Source organism: Ginsengibacter hankyongi (assembly GCF_008710285.1).
GTDB lineage: Bacteria > Bacteroidota > Bacteroidia > Chitinophagales > Chitinophagaceae > Ginsengibacter > Ginsengibacter hankyongi.
In genome coordinates this window covers 435987-458115 of the sequence record NZ_VYQF01000003.1, presented here as the reverse complement: position 1 = coordinate 458115, position 22129 = coordinate 435987, and the positions used below count along the sequence as shown (strand labels likewise).

The 22129-nt window shown below is 38.0% G+C and carries 15 protein-coding genes; 14 read left to right on the top strand and 1 reads right to left on the bottom strand.

Annotation, left to right across the window (positions count from 1 at the left end; genetic code table 11):
- Positions 1-8 precede the first annotated feature (8 nt).
- From traN to FW778_RS14145, 11 genes are all read left to right on the top strand, one after another.
- Entirely contained in the window at positions 9-776 is a 768-nt protein-coding gene (gene traN, locus FW778_RS14195; protein WP_150415412.1) for a conjugative transposon protein TraN, read from the top strand.
- Positions 773-1963, top strand: a complete 1191-nt coding sequence (locus FW778_RS14190; RefSeq protein WP_150415411.1) for a hypothetical protein — start codon at positions 773-775, stop codon at positions 1961-1963. The genes traN and FW778_RS14190 overlap by 4 nt, the downstream gene beginning before the upstream one ends.
- A 79-nt stretch (positions 1964-2042) precedes the next feature.
- Positions 2043-2339, top strand: a complete 297-nt coding sequence (locus FW778_RS14185) for a helix-turn-helix domain-containing protein (protein ID WP_150415410.1) — start codon at positions 2043-2045, stop codon at positions 2337-2339.
- A gap of 10 nt (positions 2340-2349) precedes the next feature.
- Complete coding sequence (locus FW778_RS14180) at positions 2350-2643, top strand: hypothetical protein (RefSeq protein ID WP_150415409.1); 294 nt, start codon at positions 2350-2352, stop codon at positions 2641-2643.
- A gap of 1304 nt (positions 2644-3947) precedes the next feature.
- Positions 3948-7085, top strand: coding sequence for a SusC/RagA family TonB-linked outer membrane protein (locus tag FW778_RS14175; RefSeq protein WP_150415408.1), 3138 nt, complete (start codon positions 3948-3950; stop codon positions 7083-7085).
- 9 nt (positions 7086-7094) lie between these two features.
- On the top strand, positions 7095-9077 hold the full coding sequence (locus FW778_RS14170; protein WP_150415407.1) for a RagB/SusD family nutrient uptake outer membrane protein: 1983 nt from the start codon (positions 7095-7097) through the stop codon (positions 9075-9077).
- A 69-nt stretch (positions 9078-9146) separates the two neighbouring features.
- Entirely contained in the window at positions 9147-10124 is a 978-nt protein-coding gene (locus FW778_RS14165; RefSeq protein WP_150415406.1) for a right-handed parallel beta-helix repeat-containing protein, read from the top strand.
- 132 nt (positions 10125-10256) lie between these two features.
- Positions 10257-12446 carry an alpha/beta hydrolase family protein gene (locus FW778_RS14160; protein WP_150415405.1) on the top strand — a complete coding sequence of 730 codons (2190 nt, stop codon included), beginning with the start codon at positions 10257-10259 and terminating at the stop codon, positions 12444-12446.
- A 66-nt stretch (positions 12447-12512) separates the two neighbouring features.
- On the top strand, positions 12513-14033 hold the full coding sequence (locus FW778_RS14155) for a glycoside hydrolase family 28 protein (protein ID WP_150415404.1): 1521 nt from the start codon (positions 12513-12515) through the stop codon (positions 14031-14033).
- A gap of 9 nt (positions 14034-14042) precedes the next feature.
- Positions 14043-16181, top strand: a complete 2139-nt coding sequence (locus tag FW778_RS14150; RefSeq protein ID WP_150415403.1) for an alpha-N-acetylglucosaminidase — start codon at positions 14043-14045, stop codon at positions 16179-16181.
- A 250-nt stretch (positions 16182-16431) separates the two neighbouring features.
- A complete protein-coding gene (locus FW778_RS14145) occupies positions 16432-18438 on the top strand; it encodes an FAD-dependent oxidoreductase (RefSeq protein WP_150415402.1) in 2007 nt (668 codons plus the stop codon).
- A 413-nt stretch (positions 18439-18851) separates the two neighbouring features.
- Here FW778_RS14145 and FW778_RS14140 read toward each other — a convergent pair whose 3' ends face one another.
- Positions 18852-19349, bottom strand: a complete 498-nt coding sequence (locus tag FW778_RS14140) for an IclR family transcriptional regulator domain-containing protein (RefSeq protein ID WP_449404190.1) — start codon at positions 19347-19349, stop codon at positions 18852-18854.
- Between the two features lie 47 nt (positions 19350-19396).
- On the opposite strand from FW778_RS14140, the gene FW778_RS14135 reads away from it, so the two are divergent.
- The 3 genes from FW778_RS14135 to FW778_RS14125 all read left to right on the top strand — a co-directional run bounded on the left by FW778_RS14135 (position 19397) and on the right by FW778_RS14125 (position 22103).
- Positions 19397-20200 (top strand): hypothetical protein, encoded by an 804-nt coding sequence (locus tag FW778_RS14135; RefSeq protein ID WP_150415400.1) that lies wholly within the window; start codon positions 19397-19399, stop codon positions 20198-20200.
- An 83-nt stretch (positions 20201-20283) separates the two neighbouring features.
- Positions 20284-21351, top strand: a complete 1068-nt coding sequence (locus tag FW778_RS14130) for an alpha-amylase family protein (protein ID WP_150415399.1) — start codon at positions 20284-20286, stop codon at positions 21349-21351.
- Positions 21348-22103, top strand: a complete 756-nt coding sequence (locus tag FW778_RS14125) for a sugar isomerase domain-containing protein (RefSeq protein WP_150415398.1) — start codon at positions 21348-21350, stop codon at positions 22101-22103. Before FW778_RS14130 ends, FW778_RS14125 begins: the two co-directional genes overlap by 4 nt.
- Positions 22104-22129 lie beyond the last annotated feature (26 nt).

Sequence of the window (22129 nt, the reverse complement as noted above, 5' to 3'; positions counted from 1 at the left end):
ATATAATCATGAAACAATTTGTGAGCCTTTTATGTGGTCTTGGATTGTTAATTACTTCTTTTGCACAAAGCCCAGCTCTTTCCATTACCACCGACAAAACAATTTCTTTAATTTTTCCCTTCCCAATTATACATGTAGACAGGGGAACAAAGGACGTGCTGGTGGAACAGGTAAAAGAAGCGGGGAATATCTTACTGGTAAAGGCGGCCTCTGCAAATTTTTCTGCAACCAATTTAAGCGTGATAACCAATGACGGAAGCGTCTACTCCTTCCCGGTAAGCTATGAAAAAACCCCGTCGACATGGATATATTCTCTGCCTTCACAAAATTCGGCTACGCCAGAACGTTATGCCGATGGGATATTGGGTAATCCGCCAACGATGCATGGCATTCGTTATAGTAAATGGGATATGCTGGCAAAAGTCATCGGTATATATATTCATGAAAATACCATCTATTTCCAGTTGCAACTCGTTAACCAAAGTTCCATTGATTATGATATTGATTTATTGAGATTTTATATCCGCGATAAAAAGAAAGCCAAACGAGCAGCGATGCAGGAAAACGAAATCAAGCCTTTGTATATCGCGGGGAACACGAAGCTGGTAAAAGCAAATTCCACCTCAACATTAGTTGTGGCGCTTGAAAAATTTACGATACCGGACGCAAAGTTCCTTTCTATTGAAGTCATGGAGAAGAATGGCGGCAGGCATCTGCTGCTGAAGATTCACAACAATAAAATTATCCGGGCTGTTTCGCTCCCGGACCTTAAATGAACGAAGAGCATATCATATCGGATGATGTATTGGATAAAATAGCAGTCGCTATCGGTAGAGGCAATAACCGGATGGCTTACAATAACTCTCTTTATTTTATAGATGCAAGCGACGTGTATCTTTTTGAGAACAAAGATTCAGCTTATGAATTTGCTGATAACAATGTCAGCGATTCTGACAGGTATGTAGTGATGTATGCATCATCTATTGCAGATGTTTTGAGGAAGATACCTTATGGACAATCATTAAATAAGGAAATTTCCAACTCGGATGCAAATGGTTTATATAACCGTGATGGTAATGCATTCACTGATGCCCTTATAGATCATATTGAACAACTACAATTATCAAACAATAAAAACACAAATGTTATGAACGAACAAAATTTCGAGTATTTGAAAGACAATATCAAATACATGGGCTTCGGCGAAGGCCTTACAGACGAGCTTGAAAATAATGTAAAGCAGGGAAAGGCTGAATTCAGTCTAAATTTCAAAACCGAAGTTAATAAAAAACCTTTTGAGGCGGAGCTTCATTTCAGGAAACCGGATAATTCCGAAATGTATTTCTTTAACAGCTACAGGGCTTCTCTTCAAAAAAGCAACGGCGAAAATGTGGACCAGACTTTTTACCTGAATAAAGGAAAAGGGGTTACTGCGAAGGAAGCCTACAATATGCTGGAAGGAAGATCCGTATTAAAAGAACTTTCCAATAAGGATAATGTGCCTTATAAAGCCTGGGTGCAGCTTGATTTTGACAACAAGGATAAGCATAATAACCATGAGGTAAAACAATTTCATGAAAATTATGGCTATGATGTAAAAGCAGCTGTTTCCAAATATGCGGTGGCCGACTTGAACGATCCCGAAAAAGAAAAGGCTTTGATACAATCCCTGCAAAAAGGAAATATTCAATCGGTAAGCATCGAAAAAGAAGGAGTTGTTCAGAAGATGTTTATCGAAGCTAATCCACAGTTTAAATCTGTCAATCTATATGATGGGCAAATGAGACGGGTAATGAAAGAGGGGTTGGATCAGTATAAGGCAGTAGGGCAGGAACAGGGGAAAGAAGCAAAACAAGATCAAAAGAAAGACGTGAAGGAAGAGATTAAAAAGGCGCCTTCACAGAAAGCTCAGGAATTAAACAATTCAAAAAAAAAGACAACCAGGAAGGGGATGTCGGTTTGAAATAAAAAGCCCGAATTAAATTAGGTGCGCCAGGGCAAGCAGGATGCAACGAATAAGTATACCAATAAAACAAAGTGAAATGACTATCGAGGTAGTTACGAAAGAGGACCTGCAGCAATTCAAGGTTCAGTTGTTAGACGACATAAAGCAATTGCTGAAATCACCGGTGGCACAACCGGTTAAGCCCTGGCTTAAAAATTCAGAGGTAAGAAAAATGCTGGGTATTTCATCCAACACGATCCGGAGGCTTAGGTTGTCCCGTGAACTCCGCCACAGCAGGATCGGCGGAATTTATTATTACCGTTACGAGGATATAGAAAAGTTGTTGAAGAGCAATAGCGCGGGATTCGTGTGGTGTGTGAGATTTCTGTTTTAAAAGGGGGGGAATGGAACAAGTGAGAGCGTTAACCGGGTTTTACGAGGCGATCAAAGATGACAACAGGATTGGCCCTACTCATATCAGTTTGTATATGGCGCTTTTCCAGTTGTATAACTTAAACCGGTGTTGTAATCCCATAAACATTACGAGGGCTGTCGTGATGGAAACGGCCAAAATAAGCGGGCTGGCTACCTACCATAAGTGTATTAAAGACCTGCATGAGTTTGGATACATTCAGTATATGCCATCTTTTAACCCGGCTATTTGCAGCCGGGTTTTTTTGCTGAAGGCTTTTGCATGAAGGGGGAGTATCAACTCCTCTTGTTATAAGATTGCCTGCTGTAATTGTAAAGTGAAAGGGAAATAGAATAATCGACAGGACATGTTATTGATATTATCCTACGGTTTGCGAACTAACGGAAGTAGGATACCCGAAAATGTTTAAAGGAAAAGCCATTCTTCCTTTTGAAGGTCAAAGCCTGATGCCTGAAATTGAAAAAGGAAAAGTAACCGCTCATAAACCACTGTAATGGACGGTTAATGGGGATGAGGCAATTTTATTGGGCAATTACTGTAAGCAATACTTACTTCAATGAATGAAACCTTTGTCTGAAGAATTGAACTTTATTTTCAGGATAGGTATACCGTTACATTAATTCGTTTAATGAAAAGCAGGAACCTGAAAAGGTAGTGCTTGGTTCACCTGGAAAAGGTGGAACAGGATCTATACTTCCTAATATTTTGCTGAAGGATGTAAAGACCTATAAAATTGATAATAAAGCGATTAATTTATAAATATTGTGAAATTGATTGTATAAAGGCAAACCGCAATTGTAACAAGGCGTGAATACGAAATCGACAAGCAATTATAAAAGGTACATTAGCAAAACAGGGTAGGAAGAATGACTTGCTTTTGAGCCAGGCCTCAGCTGTACCTCATTATTCCTTAAAATGAGCAACCTGGTGATAAGTGCCAAAGGTGTTATAAGAGATAATACTTCTCTCATAACGAAATACTTGTTTAGGATAAAAACGAGGTTTAAAAATGATTCATAATACTGATAGCCCATATGTTATAAACCGGAATTGTTGGTAAATGGCATCTGGTAGATAAAGATGGAAAGCGGCCAATCTAGGATTAACGGGTTTCGACTATTTTATTTTCAAAAATGGTGCTCGGGGTCCCTATTATAATGAGAAAGGGTATTTGAGAATCCTATCCTGGGAAGTAAAACAAGACTTACTACGCTTGTCCAGAGAGTATACGAATAGCAAAGATTTATACTCCTGTCTCAATGAAATTTAGCATGTGGGCACTTGCTTTTATAGTAATGTTTTTTTAGATTTTTGATGCGATTGTTTGGATGGTAAACTATTCAAAAGCAAAGCCATTGATACTATCGAAATCAAAAAAATCAAATTCATAAAGATTAATCAGCTGTAATCTGTTGCAATACTCCTTTTCGAAAAGAATAAAAATAATTTGCTCAGAATAAATTTCTTTATACATTTGGATACTATTGTAAAATTATATTTTATAATATAAAATTACCAAAAAAATGCTTTTTTCATTTTTCCCGATCATTTCTTACCAAATATAACGACATGAAATCAAAACAATTCATCGTAATGTGCATTTTTCTTTGCAGGTTCTCTGTTCAGGGATTTGCCCAAAATCCAACTAACATTACCGGACACATTATTTCTAAAGGCACCAGGGAAGGTTTGTCGGGAGTAAGCGTAAAATTAAAAGGAACTTCAACAGGTGCTATCTCCGATGCAAAAGGAAATTATAATCTCACGGTACCTGCCGGTAGTTCTGTTTTGGTTTTTACACATATCGGCTTTGAACAACAGGAGGTTCGAATTAATGCGAAGCACATTATAAATGTAGAGCTGACTCCAAACAATACAAAACTAGATGAGGTAGTATTAATAGGTTATGGCTCCGTTAAGAAAAAAGATCTTACAGGGGCAGTAGGATCAGTAAAAATGGCCGATCTGGAAAAAGCGCCTGTAAGATCTTTCGAAGATGCCCTGGCTGGAAGGCTCGCCGGAGTTACTGCCGCTGCTGATGATGGACAGCCTGGTGCTTCCGTTAATATTACCATCCGTGGAAGCAATTCTCTTACTCAGGATAATTCCCCATTATATGTTATAGATGGGTTTCCAATGGAAAATCCTGATAATAACGCCATTAATCCGGCTGAAATAGAATCTATCGAAGTATTGAAAGACGCTTCCTCGACTGCAATATACGGTGCAAGAGGTGCAAACGGCGTCATACTCATTACAACCAAAAAAGGCAAGATTGGTAAGCCTGTTATTAATTTCAATTCTTATTATGGCTTTCAGCAGAATAATAAAACAATAGACCTGATGAGCCCTTATGAATACGTGAAATACGCAGAAGAAAGGAATCCCACTTATGCTGATTCGACCTATCTTATCGATGGAAGAACTTTAGATTATTATCGTGATTTTAAGGGAGTTGACTTACAGGACACCCTCTTAGGCACTCACCCTTTCCAAAACTATTTTCTTTCGTTAAGTGGAGGGTCAAATGGCACTCGGTACAGTATCTCCGGCTCGGTTTCAAACCAGGCTGGTATTATTGTTAATTCCGGTTATGACAGATACCAGGGCAGGATCAGATTGGATCAGAAGGTTAATAAAAATCTGAATGTTGGAATTAATACTAATTATAGTTATTTGAATCAGTATGGGACAAGCCCTGCTTTAGGTGGCAACGGCTTTTATCAAGGAAATTTATTGGTTAGTGTTTGGGCCTTTCGGCCAGTACCTGGAAAAATAAATGAAGCCGAAGATGGAATAGAGAATGATGATGCTGAATTTGTTGGCGCTTTGCAAGGCTTCAATCCAATAAAAACAGCAAAAAATGAATTGCGAAAAAAAGTATCTGAAATTCTAACTACTGACGCTTATGCAGAATACGCATTTGCTAAGTATTTTAAGCTAAGAGTAACAGGGGGATTAACTAAAACAAAAACCAGGAATGATGTTTTTGATAATACTCAGACTCCTAAAGGAAGCCCTTTAACTAACACTGGAAAGGACAATGGAGTTAGCGGATCTGTTACTTATAATGAATTAACAAGCTGGCTGAATGAAAACACACTTACTTATGATAAGGAGCTGAATGCAGACAACCAACTGAATGTGTTAGCTGGATTTACTATGCAAGGTACAAACGTATCAAGCTATGGCGCTTCTGCGAATCATATTCCTAATGAAGAACTTGGAACATCAGGCATTGATGAAGGAACTCCAATTTCTATTAGTTCGACTTCATCAAATTTTACACTCGCTTCATTTTTGGGAAGAGTTAATTATTCTTACCGCTCAAAATATTTATTAACAGGATCAATAAGAGCAGATGGTTCTTCAAAGTTTGCTTCTCAAAACAGATGGAGTTATTTTCCTTCGGGTGCCATCGCCTGGCGTTTGAGCCAGGAAAATTTCATGAAACCAGTACATTTTATTTCAAATGCGAAAGTCAGGGTAAGTTATGGTTCCACCGGTAACAATCGTGTTTCAGATTTTGCCTATCTATCAAGAATCAGTATTCCTGCAAGTGGAGGTTATAGTTATGATAATGTACCTGTTAATGCTTCAACTTTCACAACATTAGGAAATGTAAACCTGAAATGGGAAACCACAACACAAAGCGATATCGGTTTAGATTTTGGTTTATTCAACGAACGGATATCCGTTAATGCTGATGTATATAAGAAAGTGACTTCAAACCTTCTCTTAAATGCAGCAGTACCAGGATCAATTGGTTTTACTACCGCATTAAAGAACATTGGAAAAGTACAGAATCAAGGGCTTGAAATTACTTTAAACAGCATAAATATTAACCGTAAAAACTTTAATTGGAATACAAACTTCAATATTTCTTTCAACAGAAATGAGGTGCTTGCTCTTTCCGATGGTGAAACGCAACGATTAACAACTGCTGCGTGGAGTACTTTAACTTCAAGTGTGCCCTTATATATCGCCCAGGTTGGTAAGCCGCTTGCTTTGTTTTATGGATATAACTGGGAAGGCAATTATCAACTTGAGGATTTTGATAAAAGTTCAACCGGTGTTTATACCTTAAAGCATGGGGTTCCAGCTTATGCTGGTACGATAAATCCAGGTTATATAAAATATAAGGATATGAATGGAGATAGTATAATAAATACTGACGATCAAACAATCATTGGAAATCCTAATCCCAAATTTACCGGCGGATTTTCAAACAATTTTACCTACAAAAATTTTGATTTGAACGTATTCTTCAACTTCTCCGTCGGCGGCGATGTCATGAATGCCAACCGGCTCATTTTTGAAGGTGGAGGTTATAATAATGGGCAGAATATGTATGCTTCTTATGCCAACAGATGGACGCCTGATAACCCGAGCAATAAATACTATGCCAGCGGAGGTGCAGGGCCTGATAATTTGAGTTATTCCACGCGTGTCATAGAAGACGGATCATACTTAAAACTCAAAACAGTTCAGATAGGCTATAATTTTTCTCTTGCTATGCTCAAGAGGATTAAAATAAGTAATCTGCGTATTTATACCGCTGCTCAAAATCTATATACCTGGACAAAATACACAGGTTTTGATCCTGAAGTTTCAAAATTTGGGAGTTCTGCATTGCAGCCTGCTTTTGATTACTCAGTTTACCCTTATGCGAAAACGGTAACTTTTGGCCTAAACGTTTCATTTTAAAAAAAAAGCATGAAAAGAATAATAATTTTAATAATAGTCTTAAGTTCTATTTGCGTCACATCATGCAAAAAGTTTTTAGATACAAAGCCAACTGACTTTGTTGTGCCGGAACAATATTACAATAATGAGCAGCAATTGAATGAAGCACTTGCCGGTGTTTACAGTTCTCTTGCTGAAACCGGCACATATGGCTTGTCCCTGTCCTTTAATGATGTAATCGGCAATGATGAGGGTTTTTATAAAAATACCAGTTCAGCTCCATTTGCAGGTATTTATAACATTGTCGTATCAGATGCAGGAATTAATAACACCTGGAATGCCTTATACGAAGGTATTAATTTGGCTAATAACCTGCTTGCTAACATCAATAAACCGGTAATGGATGGAAATAAAAGAAATGTAATTAAAGGCGAGACTTTGTTTTTAAGAGCCTTTATGTATTTTCAACTGGTGACTATGTGGGGCGATGTTCCCATGTTATTAGAACCAACTGTTGATAGCAGAAAAGTTAACAATCCGGCTACTCCTTCAAAAGATATTTACGATCAAATTCTAAAAGATATGAAGGAAGCTAAAGATATTGTAAACGATTACAATACAAATGGAACTCCTATACATGTTTCAAAAACAGCAATTGAAGGAATACTGGCTAGGGTTTGTCTTAAAATGGCAGGCGAACCATTGAAAGATGTTACTAAATATATAGAAGCAAGAGCATGGGCAGATAGTGTAATTCAATCTCATGTACATTCTTTAAATCCTGATTATAAACAAATTTTTATTAATGAATGTGCGGACTTATTTGATGCTAATAAAGAAGTATTATGGGAAATCGATTTCTATGGAAATAATATGGGGGGAAAGGCAATAGGAGGAAGATGGGCAAAGGTAATGGCGGTTAGAAATGTAAATAAGGATATGTATGCCGAAGGATTTTTGGGCGCAACTCCTTTTTTATATAAGTTATATGGTGCAGGTGATTTAAGGCGTGATTGGGTAATTGCACCTTACAGCATATATAAAAGTAACGGGACTATTAAAGTTATTATCCCGCCGACTGACATTTATTCAAGGGTTTGTGGTAAATGGCCCAGGGAATACGAATCTGTTCGACCATTAAGTACTGTGTATAGTCCCACAAATTATCCAATTATAAGGTACTCGGATGTACTGCTAATGTATGCAGAAGCTGATAACGAAATTAACGGTCCGACACCGCAAGCTTATGAGGCAATCAATTCAATAAGAAGGCGCGCCTATGGTTTGCCTACTACTACACCTGTTGATTCTGTTACCGTAGTAAGTCAAATAGTACTTTCTGCCACCGGTAATACAGGATATCTCAAAACTGTTAATACTATACCGGTTACTATCTCAGGCGGCGGTGGAACCGGCGCTACAGCGGAAGCTTCCGTGTCTCCAGCTACAGGTAAGGTAACCGCGGTTGGCGTAGTGGATCCTGGCTATGGCTATACGAGTGTTCCTACTATTATAATAGGCAATGCTTGGCAAACCCACACGTCGTATCTGGCAGGTACGCAAGTGTTTTATGGTAGTAAACTTTATACTGTTACAACATCAGGAACCTCTACAGATATACCACCTACACAAAATAGTGGCGCATCTGATGCTAATATAACGGGTGCTGCTTTTACTTATGTAGGTTTAGCTGCCACAGCTATGGCAAGCATTGCAACATCCAATGTTGATATTTCAAACCTTTCTCCTTCTGCCTTCAGGGATACTATAAAGAGCGAACGAGCAAGGGAGCTTTGCTTTGAAGGACTCAGAAAATTTGACCTGATACGTTGGGGTATTTTCATTCCAAGAATGAAAGAGATGGAAACAGATTTGAATGCTACTATGCCAGCTTCTCTTAAATATGTAACAAAGGGTTATACAAGTGTATCCGAAAAATATAATTTATTTCCAATACCACTTAAAGAATTATCATTAAACAGCGCTTTGCAGCAAAACCGTTTATGGCAATAAGAAATTAAAGTTTAAGACAATAGAAACAAGTCGACTCGCTGGAAAAAGCGACCATTACATGAATAAACTATGGGTAGTACAAAAATAAAATTCATTATCATTTTATCGGGAATCCTTTTTTCGTTGCTAAAGTACAGTGAAGGGAATGCGCAGTCAAGGATAAAGCCGGAAATATGGGTAAATGATATTGGGGCAAATGGTACCGATACCCTTAATGATACCTGGGCATTTCAAAAAGCAATTGATTCCATGGCGGGTTTAGGGGGGGGTATCGTTAAAGTACGATCGGGTAATTATTATATTGATGTGGACAGTTCAATAAAAATGAAAAGCAATGTGGAGCTGAATATGTTTGATACCAGCCGAAAACTTATAGCTATCCCGACCTATTCAGGTAAGTATAGGGTAATATTAATTCAAAAAGCAGATGATGTAACTATTATAGGAGGTAAAATCATAGGAGAACGTGAAAAACATTCTGGCCCGGAATGCGCACATAAGTGTGAACAAGGGTATGGTATTACTATTGCTGGAAGCAGAAATGTGAAAGTAACAGATTCTTTCATTACAGAATGTTGGGGTGACGGGATAGTGCTTTATGGCGCTTCCGGAGTTGATTGTAAAAATATCACCCTTTTAAGAGTTACGTGCAGTAATAACCGCCGACAAGGTTTAAGTATACTTAATGGAGATGGCATAATCGTCGACTCATGTGCATTTTTAAATACCCATGGTACGGCGCCACAGGATGGAATAGATATTGAACCTGATGCTGGTACAACTCAAAACGTTATAATAAAAAATTGCCTCATCTCGAATAATGCAGGTAATGGGGTAGAGATGAATGCAAAGCCAACTACATCTGCAATAATAAAAAATATCACCGTTCAGAATAATATTATCCAATACTCTAAGTATGCAGGTTACATCCAACATTCATCTAATATAAAGTTTAATTTAAATACATTTCAAAATATTAAATATGCATCGGATCTGCACGCCAGTGATTGTGGCAGTTGCACATTAGCACCTAACACTGAAAAATGAAGAATATAAAAATGCATGGGTAGATATTTCAAGAGGCGAAATGGTTATGTAAAAAATAACTTCCAACATAATTAAAATATAATTTTTTAAAAGATAGAACATCCTGTTAAACCAATTTAGACAATAATAAAAATGAAACAATTTTTAAAAACTAGTATTCTTTCTCTCCTTATATTATTATTATTCAACAAGTTTATTTATGCCCAAAAGGAGTTCGACGATATTCGTGGAACCCAACATTGGATGAGGTTTACCGATGCGCCAAATTCATTATATCATTACTTGGCTAATCAGGCATATTTTTATCTCAATAAACGTTCAGATGAAATTTCCCGAATAAATTCTTTATCTGAGTGGAAGCAAAGACAGCAATGGATAAAAAATACCCTTAAAGAAACAGTTGGTCCTTTTCCCCAAAAAACACCATTAAATGCCAGGATTACTAATACTTTTAGTGAAGATGGCTATCACTTAGAGGATATTGTGTATGAATCGCAACCAAATTACTATGTGACGTCAACATTATTTATTCCAGATAATTTAAAGAACGGCAAGGCTCCTGCAATAGTTTACTGTAGTGGGCATTCTAATAATGGATATCGTGCGGATATCTATCAGCATGAAATTTTAAATTTAGTTAAAAAAGGATTTGTGGTGTTTGCCTTTGATCCTATGGGGCAGGGAGAAAGACTCCAGTATTTTAATCCTGAAACAAATAAATCAATATTTAAATATCCATCCTACGAACACTCGTATCCAGGTGCTCAACTTTTTATAACCGGTAATACCCTGGCTGGCGACTTTATTTGGGATGGGATTCGGGCAGTTGACTATTTGCTTACAAGAAAAGAAGTAGATCCTGCTAGAATAGGAATAACGGGTGGTTCCGGTGGTGGAACACAAAGCGCTTATATTGCTGCTTTTGATAACAGGATAATGGCAGCGGCTCCACGTAATTATTTTACAAATTTTACCAGATTGTATGAGTCTATGGGTCCACAGGATGCTGAGCAGAACTTTTTTTATGGGATTAAACGGGGAATTGATATGGCTGATTTATTATTGGCACGTGCCCCTAAACCTGTGCTTATGGTCACTACCAGTCGCGATATGTTCCCCATTCAGGGCGCAATTGAAACAGCAAAAGAGGTAGCGAGGCTTTATCAGGCTTACGGCAAACAGCAAAATTTCGGAATAGTAACTGATGATGCACCACATGCCTCTACAAAAAGCAACAGGGAAGCGTTTTATGCTTTTTTCCAGAAGTTTTTGGATAATCCCGGAGATTCAACTGATCAGGAAACGAAATCTTTACCAGAAAACGAATTGAAGGTAACCGCAACAGGGCAGTTAGCTACATCCCTCAAAGGTGAAACTGCATTTAGTTTAAATCGAAAGGATGCAGAAAAAAGAATGGAAAAGTTAGAATCCGAACGTAAAGATTTTCCTGCTTATTTAACTAAAATGTTGGCTTCAGCTAAAAAACTTTCGGGATATGAAGAACCAAAGTCAAATGGAAAGTCAATGTTTGCAGGCAGGATTCAGCGGGACGGTTATGTTATTGAAAAATATCTTATCAAAGGTGAGGGCAATTATATGATTCCTTATCTTTTACTCAAGCCTGAAACTCCCAATGGGAAAGCACTTATCTATTTAAATCCAATGGGAAAGACAGCAGATGCAGGTGCCGGTGAACAAATGGAGTGGTTTGTAAAAAATAATATTACTGTTTTAGCTCCTGATATTGTCGGCACCGGTGAACTTGGGCCTGGAATATTTCATGGGGATTCCTATATTGATAGTGTTTCTTACAATTTATGGTTCGCTTCAATGCTTATTGGCAGGAGCATAGTTGGAATACAGGCGGGTGATGTCGTAAGATTGTCCCACCTGCTTGAAAATCAACTTCACTTTAAAGAAATTTACGGTTTGGCAATAAAACAAATGGCTCCCGTATTATTACATGCCGCTGCCTTTCATAAAAATATTAAAAAACTGGCGCTCATCAGCCCCTATTCTTCATACAGATCAATCGTCATGAATCACCATTATGATCCTCACTTTATTCAAAGTACTGTTGCAGGGTCTATTGGAATATATGACCTTCCTGACTTGGCAGCGAGTATTTCGCCCAACAAAATTTTAATAACGGGTGTAAGTGATGGGACTGGAAATACTGAAAACGTGACGGATATAGATAAAGATATGTCGGTAATAAGGGCAGCCTGCAAACATAAAAATGCAAGTAAACAATTACAAATTTTACCTACCCCGGGAGTGGAAAAATTAACCGATATTTTAAAAAGCTGGCTAGCAGACTAAAGAACTTGAAAGTTGAACTCAAAATCACTTATTTTGAACAATTCATCATACTAAAAATCAAAAAGCATGATTAAAGCTCTTATGCAAAAGTTTGTTTGGTGCCTATTGATATGCATCACCACAAAAGAAGGTCTTGCAAAAGATTTTTTGATTACAGATTTTGGAGCGAAAGCCGGCGTTACGGAATTAAACACCATCCCTATAAATAATGCGATAGGTGCGTGTTATAGAAATGGTGGTGGAAAGGTCATTATCCCTGCGGGTGTTTTCAGAACGGGCACTCTTGTATTGAAAGATAATGTAGAAATTCATTTAGAAATCGGAGCTGTTATATACGCTAGTACTGACAGAAAGGACTTTCCCCTGCAACCCCAACCATCCTATCGCTCCCTTAAAGATACCGGCGGCTGGCGTTCTCTTATTTATGCACTCGATGCCATTAATATTGCCGTAACGGGTTTCGGAACTATTGATGGAAATGGAGCCGACCAATTGCCCGGTCCTAAGGCACGTACGGGTGACATGGATGGGAGGCCACGTAATATTCTTTTCATTTCCTGTAAGAATATACGGGTGGAAGGTGTTCATATGCGTAATTCAGGCTTATGGAATCAACATTATCTCCATTGTGAAGATGTGGTGGTTGATAAAATAAATGTATATAATCATGCCAATAGGAATAATGATGGGATTGATATTGACGGATGCAGAAGATTTTTACTTTCTAATTCAGTATTTGATACTGATGATGATGCTGTGTGTTTAAAAAGTACCGGAGAATCAGCTTCTGAAGATATTGTTATTACTAATTGTGTGATCTCAAGTTTTTGTAATGCAATCAAAACCGGTACGGAATCAACCGGAGGTTTTAAAAATATTGCTATTTCAAATTGTGTTATCATGCCCAGCAAGGGGTCCGATCGCCTATATGGAGATTCGATCGGCATTGCAGGGCTTTCACTAGAGATAGTGGACGGAGGGATAATGGATGGTGTGAGTATCAATAATATTACTATGTATGGAACCGAATGCCCGTTGTTCGTGAGATTGGGGAACCGGGGAAGAAAACATTTCAAAGATGCTCCGGAGCCACCGGTCGGGAAAATGCGGAATATTGTTATAAGTAATGTGGTGGCTTATAATACGGGCAACTATTGTTCATCCATAACCGGAATTCCGGGTCATTATGTTGAAAATTTATCTCTTTCCAACGTGCAGTTTTTTAATAAAGGTGGAATAAATAAAGGTGATTATATTGAAAGTGCCGAAAAAGTTAAAGAAGATATTAAAGGGTATCCGCAACCCACTGCATGGAAAGAACTTCCTTCCTCAGGTTTATTTGTGAGGCATGCCAAAAATATACAAATTAATGGGTTCATGTTAAATTCAGAGGAACTGGATCCACGCATTCCAGTCATAGCAGTTGATGTAGATGGTTTGCAAGTCCGAACTATTTCTAAAATAGATCATTCAGGAGCGAATGTTTTTCTTCAAGGAATTAATGTAATAAATGTAGATGTGGAAAAACCTTTGTCATGGGAAAAAGAAGTTTTAAAGTTGGGGGAAATTAATTCAAAAGATTTATAAAATATAACGGTGAGAAAAATACTTTCTGTACTCTTGTTGTTGCTTTCATTAAAATCCATTGCCGGGACATTTGACCAGATTCAGCAACTGGCGGTACGCAGAGTACCGTGGTTGGCAAATCATCTGCTCTTCAAAAAAATATCCTTTTCTGCTGGCATGCAAGCGTTTGAACTGTCTTCAAAAGGAGATCAAATTGTGATTGGAGCGTCGGATGCGAATGCTGCCTCTATGGGATTGAACTGGTATTTACAGTATTATTGCCATCGCTCCATATCTCACATGGGTGATAACCTGTCGCCCGTATATCCTTTACCGGTTCTGAAAAAGAAAATACATATTACTTCCGCTTTCAAATATCACTATGCGCTTAATTATTGCACGCTGAATTATACCATGAGTTTTTATTCCTGGAAAGACTGGGAGCACGAACTTGACTGGATGGCATTACATGGTGTGAATTTAATGCTGGCTACTATAGGGACGGAAGCGGTTTGGCAACAAACACTTGAGAAATTTGGGTTCTCTGATAAAGAGATCAAAGCGTTTATCCCCGGACCCGCTTTTAATGCCTGGTGGTTAATGGGGAATCTGGAAGGGTGGGGCGGCTCTGTAACTCAACGAATGATTGATCGGCGCAGGCACCTAGAACAAAAAATACTCGCCAGGATGAAGGAGCTTGGCATAGAACCGGTATTTCAGGGGTTTTATGGAATGGTACCGCGTGCTTTAAAAAAACATTTTCCAGAGGCAGCAATTCGAACACAAGGTGAGTGGACCGGAGGTTTTGAGCGTCCGGATTTCCTGCTTCCGGGTGATACTTTATTTCATAGAATGGCTAATGTTTATTATGAAAAAGTTGAGAAATTATATGGGAAAAGTATTCATTTCTTTGGCGGCGATCCCTTTCATGAAGGTGGCAGTACAAAAGGTGTTGATTTAACACAGGCAGGAAACCTTATTCAAACGGAAATGCAACGGGTATTCCCAAACAGCACCTGGGTTTTGCAAGGGTGGGAGGAAAATCCGAGGAAAGAATTATTGGCTGGTCTGGATAGATCGAAGGTATTGGTACTGGAGCTGGCCGGAGAAAAATCAAATGATTGGGAAAGAAGAAAGGGATTCGATGGCACACCTTTTATTTGGTGTACCGTAAATAATTATGGAGAAAAATCTGGTCTATATGGTAAACTACAGTTGTTTGCAGATGAAGTAAATCGAATTAATACCGGACAATATAAAAATCTTTGTAAAGGAATAGGTGTAATGCCTGAAGGCATTCATAATAATCCCGTAGTGTATGACCTGATGTTGGATCTGGGATGGCGGGAACAAAAGGTTGCCGTAAAGGATTGGATAAAAGAATATGTCCAATACCGTTATGGTAGTAATAATGATACCCTGCAACAAGCATGGAAAATATTTTTCCAAACAGTTTACTGCAGTTTTTCAGAAATGGATGGCTTGCCCGAAAACATTTTATGTGCAAGGCCTGCATGGAATATCCAACACGTCTCTGCTTTTGGTAAACGTAAGCGAAACTATGATACAGCCTGGTTTGCAACTGGTGTGAGGTTGTTTCTTTCGACCTATGCTTCTATGTCGGAGACTGAAACGTGGCTTATTGACGCGATAGATTTTTCAAGACAAGTGCTGGCAAATAAAGGAGATGTGATATACAATCAAATGGAATCGGCTTATGCACAAAAGGATTCGGTATTATTTAAAGAAAAGGCTAACCGTTTTTTGAAGTTGATTTTGGTGGATGATTCACTTTTAAGCCTTGATAAGAATTTTAGACTTGATAGCTGGATCGATGCGGCTCGCGCCCTTGGAAAAACACCTTATGAAAAAGACTTATTCGAAAAAAATGCCCGTGACCAAGTTTCTTTCTGGGGATCTGATAATCCCGCAACAACCCTGCATGAATATGCTAATAAGGATTGGAGCGGAGTATTAAAAACATTATACTTTCCAAGATGGAAGATGTTTATGGAACAGGTTTATCAGCAGTTGTGCGGGCAACCCAACGAACTGATAGATTATTTTTCATTTGAGAAAGACTGGGCATTAAAGAATAATATTTCTTCTGCAACAATACACATTGGTTCAAAAAAAGCTTTTCTTAAAAGGGCAATAAATAATTATTAAGAATTCAACTCACGCAAGCCCTGAGGAAACAAGGAGCACAAAGAATTGCAATCCGGGAAAGTACCAAATGGTGAAGAGACCGAAATAAATTTGAAAGATATCCTTTTGGAGCTTGGTTTGTTTGGAAAAAAGGAGTGACTGGCAGGGAAAGATAATAAGAAGAGAATCTAAAAATTTCTGTTTTGAGATTCAATTTGTTTGTTATTAGTATGAGCACTTTATTTAATTTTATAAACTTGTCTTTAATAATATGCGCATCTGTTTTATTTTAATTTTATTTTTTGAATTTGCCTTTCAGGACACAAAGGCCCAGGCCGTAAGAAAGGTAGATGTATGTATATATGGTGGAACTTCGGCCGGTGTTATTGCTGCTTACAGCGCTAAAAAGATGGGTAAGAGCGTCTTGTTAATTGAACCGGGCAGCCATTTGGGCGGACTTACATCCGGAGGACTTGGTTACACCGATATTGGAAACAAATATGTAATAAGTGGCCTGGCATTGGATTTCTATCGCCGCCTGGGAAGACATTACGGAAATTTTGAACAATGGATTTTTGAGCCTTCAGTTGCAGAAAAGACTTTTCAATCTTATATCCAATCAGCTAAAGTATCAGTCCTTTATCAACACCAGTTAAAAGATGTCAAAAAGGAAAAAAATTACATTCGGGAAATTACAGTTGAATCATCTGTAAATCCGGGTAACTCAAGTGATTGGGTAATTCGGGCAAAGATGTTTATTGATTGCTCTTATGAAGGCGATCTTATGGCAAGGTCAGGAATATCTTATACTGTAGGAAGAGAGGAAAATGCATTGTATGGAGAAACGAATAATGGAGTGCAGTTAAGAGAACGGCACCAGTTTCCAGATGGAATTGATCCTTATAAAATCACAGGTGATTCTTTAAGCGGATTATTATGGGGCATTACTAATGCAAGATTAGCTAGGCCAGGGTCCGGCGATGAAAAAGTGCAGGCTTATAATTTTCGTATCTGTTTAACCAATAATCCTTCTAACCGCATTGCCATCAGCCGTCCGATTGACTATGATTCATCCAGATATGAACTGCTTTTAAGGTATATCAATAAAGTCCAGGCAAAAGACCTCAGACCTTTTTTAAAGTTTGATTTGATGCCTAATGCAAAAACTGACATTAATAATAATGGCCCTTTTTCAACGGACATGATCGGTATGAATTACGATTACCCTGAGGCAAGTTATGCGGCGAGGAAAAAAATCACGGCTGCACATGAAAATTATTCAAAAGGACTTTTGTATTTCATCGGTCATGATAACAGGATGCCACAACAGTTGCGGGAACTAATGTTGCAATGGGGATACCCTAAAGATGAATATAGTGACAATGGACATTGGTCTCCTCAGATGTATGTCAGGGAATCAAGGCGAATAGTGGGAGATTATGTAATGACGCAGGCTAATTGTGAAAGCAAAACTGTAGTTGAAGACGGTATAGGATTGGCCGCTTACACAATGGATTCCCATAATTGTGAACGAATTGTAATTGTAAAGAACGGGACAACTATGGTAAAGAACGAAGGAAATGTGGAAATTGGAGGTTTCAGTCCTTTTCCTATTTCCTATAGAGCGATTATTCCTAAAGAAGCTGAATGCAGGAATTTGTTAGTCCCTGTTTGTTTATCCGCCAGTCATATAGCTTACGGATCCATCAGAATGGAACCGGTGTTTATGGTATTAGCCCAATCTGCGGCGGTGGCAGCCTCAATAGCAATAGACAAAAAACTGGCTTTGCAAGAAGTGTCCGCGATAGATATTCAAAAGATTTTAAAAGAAAATCCTTTATTGGATGGAAGCAAGCCAGACATTTTGGTAGATGATGCAGATAAAGACCGCGTAAAAACGACAGGAACATGGAAAAAAATGAAAAAAGGAAGTTATGGCCCATCCATGTTAGTAAGTGATTCCAAAACAAATGAATTTGCATCAGCGCGGTTTATGCCGGCGATTAAAAAGGCGGGTAGCTATCATGTCTATACTTATGTTCCAAAAATGCAGAAAATGGCTGATAACATCACGGTAATTATTTATGATGGTGAAAAAAAACGTTTTAAAAAAATACGGCCAAGTGAAATCAAAGTTAAAGGGCAAACCTCCGGTGAATGGGTTTATTTAGGTGATTTTAATTTAAATCCCAGTGGTAAACCCTATGTAGAAATTTCAAATAAAGAAAGTAAAGGAGTAGTTGTCGCAGATGCTGTGTTACTAAAGAAAAAAAATTGACTTTTTAAATCAGAGAATTGGTAGGATTTGCAGATATATAGTATTGGCAACAAATAATTTGAAAAAAGAATCATGAAATTATCACTTTGTAGTTTAAGCATATTTGCCTCGAAAATGTGATTGTTCTGGATAATAAATTTTAATTATAACGGAAAAAGTTTTGCAAGCCGGCACCGCACTGCTGCTTTGCTAATTGCCCGATTATTTATCGATAAGCACGTTAGACAGGCTTCTTTAATGTGTGGATTGTTATGATAAGAGCACGTCAAGAGTGATGCACCCGGAATTAACGAGTAAGATGTATTATATACTTTGTGCGAACCTGGAATAATTGATGGACAAAAGATTGAAGAAATTACTATTAGTCTTCGATAAGCGTATAATGTCACTATCTAGTTTGTAATTAGTATTCTTTATTTTTCCAACTTCTTGTTAACGTACTTTGCTGTATTTTTCAGTTCGCTGAAAATTAGTTCCTGCTTCTTATAGTTAAATCTGGTTTCCGGTAGATAAACTCCCAGGCTTGCAATTAGTTTATCTATTTTAAAAATAGGTACTGCCAGGCCAATAATATCTGAATCCGCATGATGGATGGCTATTTGCTTTTCTTTGATTTTATTGAGCTCTATCATTAAATCATGCTTACTTTTTACTTCTGGCCACATTTCTCCTGGGAGCCCATATTCCTGAATAAATTTCTCTTGCTCTTTTTGATTTTTAAAAGCTAATAAAACACGTCCCGTAGCGGTTAAGTAGGCATTTTTTTCCTGGCGTGGATTTGCCTGTAATTCATGGGTATTTGTAACCTGATATAAGGTAATTCTATTATTGTCCTTTAAAGAAGCTAAAATGCAACTCTCATTTATCTTGACTACCAGTTCTTTCATCGGAGCTGAAGCTATATCTATCAACAGAACTGGAACTAAGTGAAGTTCTTTTGAATGATGCTTTTAAAAAAATGGCAGATTCAGGAATGAATATGATCCTGATAAATGTGGAAGATTCTTTAAAATGGGACAGCCATCCTGAAATTGCTGTTAGAAATGCGTGGTCAGTAAACAAGCTGCGCAGTGAGTTAGATAAAATGAGAAAGATGGGACTTGAACCCATTCCCATGTTGAATTTTTCAACAACTCATGATGCATGGCTTGGAAAATATTCGAAAATGGTTTCTACGGAAAAATATTACATAGTATGCCGTGATATGATTGCTGAATCCATAGATATTTTTGATAAGCCACGTTTCCTGCATCTTGGAATGGATGAGGAGACTGCTGCAAATCAGAGGCGGGCGGACTTTGTTGTTGTGCGTCAAAATGATCTTTGGTGGGCTGATTTCTATTTCCTTATAGGTGAGGTCGAAAAAGGCGGAACGCAACCGTGGACCTGGTCTGATTATGTATGGCATTATCCCGACCAATATTACAAAAAAATGCCTAAGTCCGTCATTCAAAGTAATTGGTATTATGGGCAAGATTTCAGTTCTGACCGTATGTCTGAGGTAGCAAGGACTGCCGTAAAAGCTTATGCTGAACTAGATCAGCATGGATATGATCAAATCCCAGCAGGCAGTAATCATTTTCATAATCCAAAAAGCATTGGAAACACGGTAAAATATTGTAAAGAACACATTGACGACTCAAAACTCCTTGGCTTTTTGCAAACTTTCTGGAAGCCAACCATAGAAACTTACAGAACGTTGATTTTAGAAGGAATTGAACTGACAGGAGAGGCGAAAAAATGGTTTGAAGAAAATCAGTAGAGCGATGTGATTAAAATCCATCGTAAAAAAAGGAAATAAAAAAATAAAACCAAATAAGTTAATAATCATTAAACCATTCATAAATGGCTGTAAAAGAAACAGGAGTAAGTTATTACGGGATCAGTTATCCGGAACATGCTGAACAGGATTTTAAAGAAATGATCGAACACAATTGCAATGCGGTAATATTAGCACTTTCAGAGTTTGATATTGATTTTTGGTTTCCAAATATTGTAAAAGTTGCCAAAGTTGCCAAACATCTCGGATTAAAGGTCTACCTCGATACATGGGGCATTGGTAAATGGTTTGGAGGAGAACCTCCAAGCATTTTTCTTACTAATAATGCAGGCAACAGACAGGTTTCTGCTTTCACAAACACACCGTTATCTGCAGCATGTTTTAATACAAGAGCTTTTCGCGATTATTTTTACGATATCTGTGAGAAACTAGCTTTGGAAGTAGATGCTGATGGATTCTTTTGGGATGAACCTCATTATGCGTTACCGAAAAGTTATGCCTCTATCACGGGCGGTCCCGGAGACGACTGGTCTTGCCGTTGCCCGGTGTGTCAGAAAAAATTTGAACAATTATACGGATATGTAATGCCTAGTATGCTTACAAAGGAGGTGATTGCGTTCAGGGAAAACTCCGCTTTGGAAATTCTTGAAACAGCCTCACGCAGAATTAAGCAAATTCGTCCCGATAGTAAGATCGTATGCTGTGTACATGCTACTATTAATAATTATTACGTAAAAGAGAACCGTGGATATGATAATTGGGATAAAGTAGGTAAGGTGGATGTTTTTGATGTATTTAGTACCACGATTATCAGTTATAAACTTCCACGCAGTTATTTTAAATCTATAACACAACAAACGCTCGATATAGCCAAAAAATATGGCCGCGGATCTCAACGCTGGCTGATGAACTATTTCCAGGAACCCGACAACATAGAAGAAATAAAAGAAATTGTTCACTTGTATGCTGATATGGGTGTCGAAAGTCTCTTTGCCTGGACATACCGGGGGGGACATGGAACCGTACTTGGTCCTCCTCATGCCTTACAAATGTGGGATATGCTTGGAGAGGCATATGGCGAAGTGTTGGAAAAGGATTATGCAATTAATGATAAAAAAAAGAAAAGAAAATGAATAACCATGATTTAGGTTACCTGGATGAGGTAATTAAATTGCTTAAAAGGATTGAATCGGAACAATCCGGAAATATTGAAAAAGCTGCTGAACTGATGGCAGAAGCTATCACCAAGGATGAATTGATTCATGTTTATGGTGGTGGTGGCCATACTACCCTCGTTATGGGTGAATTATTTTTTAGAGCCGGAGGGCTTGCAAATATTAATCCAATCATGGAAACAGGGCTTTCTGTATTCAACCAGGCGTTGAAATATCTGGAGTTAGAACGAACTGTAAATTATGGAAGAAGCATTGTAAAGTACTACCGGGTACAGAAGGATGAGGTATTTATTATTTTTCACAATATTGGTATAAATGCGGCCACAATAGATGCGGCCCTGGAAGCAAAAGAACGAGGTGCTAAGATCATTGCAATCAGTTCCTCTTATTGGCAAAATGAAATGCCTAAAGACCATTTTATCAGGCATCCAGATAAACAAAATCTTTTCGATCTGGCTGATGTTTGTATTGATGATTACAATCCTGTTGGAGATGCTGTGGTAAAGGTGGAAGGTTTTGAAACGCCGATTGCCCCCATTTCAAATATCGCTGATTTTTATATCGCCCATCGGCTTGAAATAGCAACCGTAAAAAAATGTATTGAAAAGGGAATTAAACCACCTGTGTGGTCGAGCGCTAATGCTCCGGGTGGCGATGAGAGGAACAGTAAGTATATCGACAAATATTTATCAAGGGTGAAATCGCTGTAACAACATTTGAATAAATTAAAAGAAAC